The sequence below is a fragment of the Psychrobacter sp. UBA2514 genome (assembly GCF_002341255.1).
Classification (GTDB): Bacteria; Pseudomonadota; Gammaproteobacteria; order Pseudomonadales; family Moraxellaceae; genus Psychrobacter; species Psychrobacter pacificensis.
On sequence record NZ_DDNS01000024.1, the window covers coordinates 2412 to 3157 of the forward strand.

The following is a 746-nucleotide window of genomic DNA, read 5'->3' on the forward strand; positions in this document are numbered from 1 at the left end:
GTCCATGCGCGTGGTAGTGCGGCGCATGGTTATTTTGAATTAACTGAATCGTTAGAAGAGTATACAACAGCTAAAATACTAACTGAGACCGGTAAGCAGACTCCTGTATTTACCCGCTTCTCAACAGTTGCTGGTAATAAAGGCTCAAAGGATACGCCCCGTGACGTACGCGGATTTGCAGTCAAGATGTACACAGAAGAAGGTAATTGGGATTTAGTCGGTAATAATATGCCTATCTTCTTTATTCAAGATGCTATTAAGTTTCCTGATCTCATTCATGCAGTCAAGCCGGAGCCGGATCGCGGGTTTCCGCAAGCGGCATCTGCCCACGATACCTTTTGGGACTTTGTCTCGCTAAGCCCAGAGACGATGCATAACCTGATTTGGCTTATGAGTGATCGTGCATTGCCGCGTAGCTTTAGCATGATGGAAGGTTTTGGTATTCATACCTACCGTTTGCTCAACAAAGAAGGTAAGAGTACTTTCTTCCGTTATCATTGGAAACCAGTAGCAGGTGTACAGTCGCTTATTTGGGATGAAGCGGTAAAAATATCTGGTGCTGACCCTGATTATAACCGCCGTGACATGTATGAAGCGATTGAAAATGGTATGTATTTTGAGTGGGAGCTTGGTGTACAGCTCTTTACCGAAGAAGAGGCCAATGAGTTTCCATTTGACCACTTAGATGCCACTAAGCTGATTCCAGAAGAGCTAGTGCCAGTTAAAATCATCGGTAAAATGGTACT

Annotated in this window: 1 protein-coding gene; it reads left to right on the top strand. The window is 44.4% G+C overall.

Going from position 1 to position 746, the window contains the following annotated elements:
• Positions 1–746, top strand: a 746-nt coding sequence (locus tag B3V51_RS08135) for a catalase (RefSeq protein ID WP_286708226.1), incomplete at both ends; no start/stop codon positions are given.